Here is a 7,263-nt window from a genome sequence, read left to right as displayed (position 1 = left end):
GCTCTCGGGACAAGCGCTTCTAACGGGGGAATTATTTACGGTAAATATTAACGAATTATACGATGAAAAAAAGAATGATCTTTTTCTTCCTGGGACTGGTATGTCTAATTGGGAGAGTAGAAATAGTAGTAGGGCAGGAAGTTGCCGCTCACCCGAAAGTCTCCTCCAAGACGGAGGGGGCGCCGGTGGTGGTGTATGGTGAGATAGTGTCTTTCGGGCCTATTGAAGAGCTAAGTGTGAAAGCCTATCTGGACTATTATTATGATGCTTTTGTTGGCACTGGGATAGTTAACGAGCCCCTGGCACTTGAAAAAGGGAATATCTATCTGGGCCAGGTTCCAGCCAATACACGGAGTTTTACCTGGGTGTCCCCTCCCGTGGCGGATCCAATTTTTGTCAGTTTCTTCCAACCGGGCAGAACGCTGATGGACAACTATCTTATGTCTCCCGGAGACACTGCCTATGTCAAGATTAATATGCCTTCCCTGACATTGAATTTTGGAGGGCCGGCAGGTAAAAAGCTTTTTGCCCAATCCTATCTGAAGGCCTATAAGGGAAACCAGATTCTGGACCATCCCTTATCCCTGATTACCGATAGGGAGCAGGTGTATGCGGATGAATTCCAGCTTAAAAATTTTGAAAATGCGAATGCCGTTCCCCACCGTGAGTCCAGAATATTTAGCCCGGGTACCGAACCGATCGGGGAAGTGGTAAAAATCGAGGAGTCAAAACTCAGGGGGCTGCTCGAGGAGCTATCCAGGTTTGAGGAGGTCTTTTCAGCCTCCGAATTTAAGGCAATGGAAGTGGCTGCCACAGCGGAGCGGGATCTTAGGATTTTGGCCAAGATTGAGCTAGCGCTACAGTTTAATACCGAAACGGATCCCTCGGGCATCAGGGGTCATGCACTTTCATATTTCAATAGCCGGTATGGGGCCCTGCCGGATTACGGTGTGGAGGAAAGCATACTCGGGGTTGTTCCTGCCTACATAGATCTGATAGTACAATGGTCTAGGACCAGTGCCAAAGCGGAAAGTGGAGAAGCAATAAAATCCTTATACAGTCTCCCTCCCTCCATCGCGCGGGACAAGGCAATAGCGGGCCGCCTGATCCGGTTTTTTAATTCTATAGCATCCGCCGAGGAGGAAATCCATCGGGCAAGAATGCATGTGGAGAGTGAGAGGGTATTGAGAGACTTGGATACGTTTGTGGCCAACCGCAAAGCAGGAGGTGCTGTGATGGATTTTGAGTTTGTGGATGAGCAGGGTTCCCTTGTCACGTGGAAGGATTTTGAGGGGAAAGTGGTGGTGTTGGATTTTTGGATAAGCGGCTGCAGCGCCTGTCTAGGGTTCTACAAGAATACCCTTTCCCATATACAAGAGGAATTTGCTGACAATCCAGATGTGGAGGTGGTGACCGTGTCGGTGGACAAAAAAAGGGATACCTGGCTCAAGAGTCTTTCTACCGGAAAATATACCAGTAGTGATGCCGTAAATCTGCATACGGATGGATATGGGGGGAGGCACCCCTTTCTTATCAAAAATGCCATCTCGGGATACCCCTTCATCCTGATACTTGATGCTGAAGGCCGTGTCTTCCGGTCCGGAAAGATATCCTACGACCCTGAGGATATGAAAAAGCTCATCATGGAAGCAGTCAATGATAAATCTTTAACCTTAAAATAACTGATATGAAAAGAGTATTACTGATTAAAATTTTGGTTTGCCTCAGTTGTCTGACAACAATGGGGCAGACCCGTAGCGACCGGACCTTCAGAGGTACGGTAGTGGATGCCGTAAATGGGCAGGGGTTGCCCGGGGCGGTAATAAGGATCCAAAACCGGGATTTGGGGGCAGTGAGTGATGAGGAGGGAAGTTTTATTTTGAATCTGGAGGCCGGATCGTATACGCTCACGGTGGATTACGTGGGATTTGAACAGCTGGTAAGGAGGGTTGATTTTCCCCGCGAAAATGAATTGGTATTTGCGCTTCAGGAAAGTGAGAATGCGCTCCAGATGGTGGAGGTGGTTTCCACAGGATACCTTGAGTTGCCAAAGGAGAGAATGACGGGTTCGTTTTCCTATTTGGACAACGAGCTTGTGGATAGAAGGGTGGGCAACAATATCTTGGACCGGCTGGAGGATGTCACCCCGGGATTGGTTTTCAACAGGACCGGTTCCCCGCAGGACCCACTCAGCATAAGAGGGCGAAATACCATATTTGCCAATTCACAGCCACTGATCATTATCGATAATTTTCCTTATGACGGTCCCCTAGAAAATATCAATCCCAATGATGTGGAATCGGTGACGGTACTGAAGGATGCCGCTGCAGCATCCATTTGGGGAGCCAGGGCCGGAAACGGTGTAATTGTGATCACGACGAAAAAGGGAGGACTGGAACGGCCTCTTCGCGTAAGTATCAACACAAATTTTACTACTACCCAGCAGGATGATCTGTGGTACAATCCGAGAATGTCCACCCCGGAATTCCTTGAGGTGGAGGAGCTGTTGTTTGGCAGGGGGTTTTACAATGCCAGGGAGAGTTCTATTGACAACCGTGCGCTAACTCCTTATGTAGAAAGCATGATAAGGCACAGGGATGGCCTGATATCCGACTCAGAGTTGGGAGCCATCAGAAGTGAGCTGGGAAGCAGGGATGTCAGGCATGATTTGTCCCGGTATTATTTGAGACCGCGCAATCTCTATCAAATTGCGGCCAATATTCAGGGAGGGACCAAGTCCAGTACCTATGCCTACTCGGCAGGGTATGATAACAATACCACCGGTTTTACCCACAACAATGAGGACAGGATTACGCTTTCGGCCCAAAACACCTGGACGGGCATGAAAGGCAGGCTAAAAGTGGGAACGGGCCTTTATCTGGTCAGAGACCTCAGAACATCGGGTAATGAGGGGCCTTCCCAAGTAACCTTTGAGTCCATTGATCCTGCTTATCCTTATGCAAGGTTAGTCGATGATCAGGGTAGGCCGCAATCTATAATCCGGGATTATAGGCAGGGATTTGTAAATGGGGCCAGAGACCAGGGGCTGTTGGATTGGCAATATATACCGCTTGAAGATCTGGGGAGGCAGCGTGAGCATATGGAAAGCACGGATATCCGGGTAAATCTGCAAACCTCATATAATATTCTGGCGGGATTGGATGCGGAGGTTCAGTATCAGTATTGGCAAAATGACAGGGATGCGGGTACGGTTTGGGACGCGGATAGTTATTTTACCAGAAACTTGATTAATAGATATACTGAAACCGTGGGGACGGAACTGGTGCGGCACATTCCGCTGGGGGCTATATCAAACCGGAACAACAGGTTTTCGCAAAGCCATAATCTTAGGGGGCAGCTGCGATACAGAAAAATAATTGGTCAGGTACATGATATCAATTTACTGGGGGGATGGGAAGTCAAGGATCTGGAAACCCGTGGCAATTCCAATCGATTTTACGGCTATAACCCCAATCTGGCCATGAGTCTGCCAGTGGATTATGTAAGCCGGTTTCCGATGTACAACAATCCCGGCCAGCTTAACACGATACCTCACGGCCTAGCCCATACCGATCTTACGGACAGGTTTGTCTCCTATTATTTCAATGGGTCATATCTGTACAACGAAAAATACGGTCTTTCGGCAAGCATGAGAAAAGATCAATCCAATCTATTTGGGGTTGAGGCCAATATGAGGGGAGTGCCGCTGTGGTCTGTGGGAGGCAGCTGGGTGCTTTCGAACGAGGACTTTCTGCAAAATCAAAAATTCAATTTTTTAAAGCTCAGAAGTACTTTCGGCTATAATGGCAACGTAGATAAAAGACTGACAGCGGAGGTGACCTCTTCCAGTATTGTGGGGGGTTCAGGTACAATCAATCCGGGCCTGCCCTATAGTTTGATCCAAAATCCGGCCAATCCCATGTTAAGGTGGGAGAAGACGCGGGTTACCAATTTGGGACTTGATTTTGAATATGGAAATGGCCGGTTTTGGGGCAGTATTGATTTTTTTGACAAATATGGAGAGGATTTGATCGGTGATACCGAAATGGCACCATCCAGTGGGGTGATCAGGTTTAGGGGAAACACATCCACTTCCAGAAGCCAGGGAATTGATATGGTGTTGAATACCCTCATATTGGATAAGGGATTAAAATGGACAGGGACCCTGATAGGCAATCTGGTAAGGGAAAAAATCACCGGGTATTTCTTTGAGGCCACGGTCAATAATTATTTGCTGCATGGCAGCGGTGCAATGGGATCAATAAATGCTTATCCTCTGGTAGGTAGACCACTTTACTCAGTTTATAGCCTTCCTTGGGCAGGTCTGGATCCTGTTACGGGAGACCCTAGGGGATATCTGGACGGTGAACCCAGCAACAATTATTTCGGGGTTATCAACAATACCGAGGTTGGGGATATGATATACCATGGCCCTGCCAGGCCGCCAGTATTTGGTGCGGTGAGAAATGATTTTTCAGTAGGTGATTTTTCATTATCGGTCAACATCAGTTACAGGCTGGGTTATTTCTACAGGCGGAATTCTGTATTGTACAATGAAGTATTGGCAGGCAGGATTTCTCATGCGGATTTCTCTGACCGGTGGCATCAACCTGGTGATGAACTTATAACTAATGTGCCCTCGATCCCTTCTGCCGTGAATATCAGCAGGGATAACATATACCGTTTTTCAGAGATTTTGGTAGAACGGGGTGACCATATAAGGCTTCAGGATGTTCGGTTCTCTTATATGTTGCGTAAAAGCAAACTTCCTAGGCTGCCATTTGAACGTGCGGAAGTTTATACCTATGCCAACAATCTTGGCATCCTTTGGAAAGCCAGTGATGACCCATTGGACCCGGATTTTCCAATAAGCCGGCCCCTGAGAAGCATTGCCTTTGGGATACGGGTTGATCTCTGAATAAAGTCATAAATATCCCCGTTCCGCCGTACTTTCTTCATAAGGTTTAGTTATACGGTTCCGGCGGGCGGGGTGTTTATACTTTTCACAGTTCACGGTTAACGGTTGGTTTTTTACCATGAACTTTAAACATTGAACTCCTTAACATTTAACATCTAATATCATGAAAAAACATATATACTTTATCATCATCTTCCTTTCGGTAGTGCTAGTCGGTTGTGAGGGTTTCTTGGACGAGAGACCGGATAAGTCCATAGTGGTTCCGGGTACCATAGATGACCTTAACCTGATGCTGGACAATTCTGAAGTTCTGAATTTTGTACCTTCCATGGGGGTATTCAGTTCAGATGACATTTACTTTCCAATAGAGGCTTATAACAGTCTTACCAACGCAGTTGAAAGGAATGCCTATACTTGGCAACCTGAAATATATGAGGGGGAGTTTCCTGGAGACTGGAGGTCGTGTTACCAGATTGTGTACTTTGCCAATGTGGTTTTGGAAAAAGCATTGGAGTTTTTGGAAAGCGATCCTGACAATGCAGAAATTAAGGAAATAGTAGCTAGTGCAAGATTCTTTAGGGGGCTCGGTCACTATAATGCTGTGTCCATATTTGCACGACAGTATGATCCCGCGCATGTAGGAGAGCTGGGTATTCCGTTAAAGTTGAGCCAAAATGTACTGGAAAGGCCTGTTAGAAGTACGCTTGGGGAAAGTTATGAACAAATTTTAATGGATCTGGAAGATGCGATTTCAGACCTTCCCGACTTTTCGGCAATCAAAACCAGACCCTCCAAATATGCCGTGTACGGGTTGCTGTCCAGGATCTATCATAGTATGGGCAATTATGAGATGAGCAGGTTTTATGCAGATTCAGTATTGACGGGGCCTTACTCATTAATGGACTATAATCTGCTCAATAGTTCTATCCTTTACCCATTTGAAAGGTATAACAGTGAGGTGGTATTTCATGCCAGTTTGGTTCATTCTGCCACATTTTCGAGGGTGACTACATTGGTTGATACTGCCATGTATAATAAATACGAAGACGGTGATCTGAGAAAGAGCTTGTATTTTATCGATAGGCCTACTGGAAAAAGTTTCAGGGGGCAGTATTCGGGAATGTTTAGATGGTTTGGGGGGATTGCCCTGGATGAGATGTATCTAAATTATGCAGAGGCTTCTATTCGGTTGGGGCAGGTGGAAGAGGGGATCGAGGCATTAAATGAGTTGCTCGATCACCGGTATTTGACGGGGACATTTGAACATTATACAGCTGATTCCATAGATGATCCCATGTCTTTGGTTGTTGCCGAACGAAGTAAGTCACTGATCCACCGGGGGGTAAATTGGTTGGACTTGAAGCGGTTGAACAGGGAAGGCATTTATGGCAGGGTATTGAGAAGGATTGTTGATGGGGTGGAATATGAATTATTGCCGAATGACCCCCGATATGTATTTCCCTTACCTATGGAGGAGGTGATTTTAAATAATATGGAGCAGAATCCCAGGTAAGTAATAAAGGTGATGGAAAAATTCCATCACCTTATTTCCCTTACTACTCACGCAATGGTATGAAAGCTCCTTGCTCCACTGTCATTCCGTTTTCGTCATAGGTGCATTGGTCTCCAGAATCACATTCATAATCCTCTCCAAGTGTCCAGTTTGTAACATTTATTGGACCTAAGGTAGGATGGTCGGCGAATTTGACCTGATTCGTTTTTGATGGCATGTTAAATGCAAATGCCATTGTTGCTGCCAGCGCCAATCCTAGGGCTGGGAGCGATTTTACGATTTTTTTCATAACTTTATAATTATGGTTAATTACTATTTCCGGTCGCTTTGAGCTTTCTCCCGGGCAGGGGAGGAGCGCTCTTCGGAGAGGGGCGGCCGGATTTTCTTATGCCCCCTGCTGGTGCCCGGTAGCTGCCTGGCAGCATCCCAGACTGACGTATTATTATGGATCCATAGGCTCTTAGTTTAAAGGTTATTGTCCTCTCCGAGGACGTTTATGGTTTATGGTTTACGGGCCTCGGTTTTAAACTTTAACCGTCTGCGCCGAAGATTACGTATATAGTTCAACCCTTTCAGGGTTGTTGATTATCTTGTAGTTATTTGCCCCGGGTTGCCACCCGGGGTTACTCATAGTTGAAGTCCTTCAGACTTCTATATAAGTTTTTTTTCCCCGCCCGGTTTTGTGAGCTTCTGACCCTCACATAGGAAGGGGCGGGGAGGCCCGGAGGCCGAATGGTTTTGTTAGGTACTCCTAGGCAATAATTAAGATTACGTATATAGTTCAACCCTTACAGGGTTGTTGATTATCTTGTAGTTATTTGCCCCGGGTTGC

Annotated in this window: 4 protein-coding genes; 3 read left to right on the top strand and 1 reads right to left on the bottom strand. The window is 46.5% G+C overall.

The window, feature by feature from the left end; all coding sequences use genetic code 11:
* The first annotated feature begins 62 nt into the window (after positions 1-62).
* The 3 genes from KI659_RS18365 to KI659_RS18355 all read left to right on the top strand — a co-directional run bounded on the left by KI659_RS18365 (position 63) and on the right by KI659_RS18355 (position 6,431).
* The gene (locus KI659_RS18365) at positions 63-1,682 is read left to right on the top strand and encodes a TlpA family protein disulfide reductase (protein WP_213946850.1); all 1,620 of its coding nucleotides are present in this window, start codon (positions 63-65) and stop codon (positions 1,680-1,682) included.
* A gap of 5 nt (positions 1,683-1,687) precedes the next feature.
* Entirely contained in the window at positions 1,688-4,918 is a 3,231-nt protein-coding gene (locus KI659_RS18360) for a SusC/RagA family TonB-linked outer membrane protein (protein ID WP_213946849.1), read from the top strand.
* 163 nt (positions 4,919-5,081) lie between these two features.
* On the top strand, positions 5,082-6,431 hold the full coding sequence (locus KI659_RS18355) for a RagB/SusD family nutrient uptake outer membrane protein (protein ID WP_213946848.1): 1,350 nt from the start codon (positions 5,082-5,084) through the stop codon (positions 6,429-6,431).
* 43 nt (positions 6,432-6,474) lie between these two features.
* On the opposite strand, the gene KI659_RS18350 is transcribed toward KI659_RS18355, so the two are convergent.
* A complete protein-coding gene (locus KI659_RS18350; protein WP_213946847.1) occupies positions 6,475-6,720 on the bottom strand; it encodes a DUF6520 family protein in 246 nt (81 codons plus the stop codon).
* Positions 6,721-7,263 lie beyond the last annotated feature (543 nt).

The sequence above is a fragment of the Litoribacter ruber genome (assembly GCF_018449405.1).
Classification (GTDB): domain Bacteria; phylum Bacteroidota; class Bacteroidia; order Cytophagales; family Cyclobacteriaceae; genus Litoribacter; species Litoribacter ruber.
This window is presented reverse-complemented; position numbering and strand designations above follow the sequence as displayed.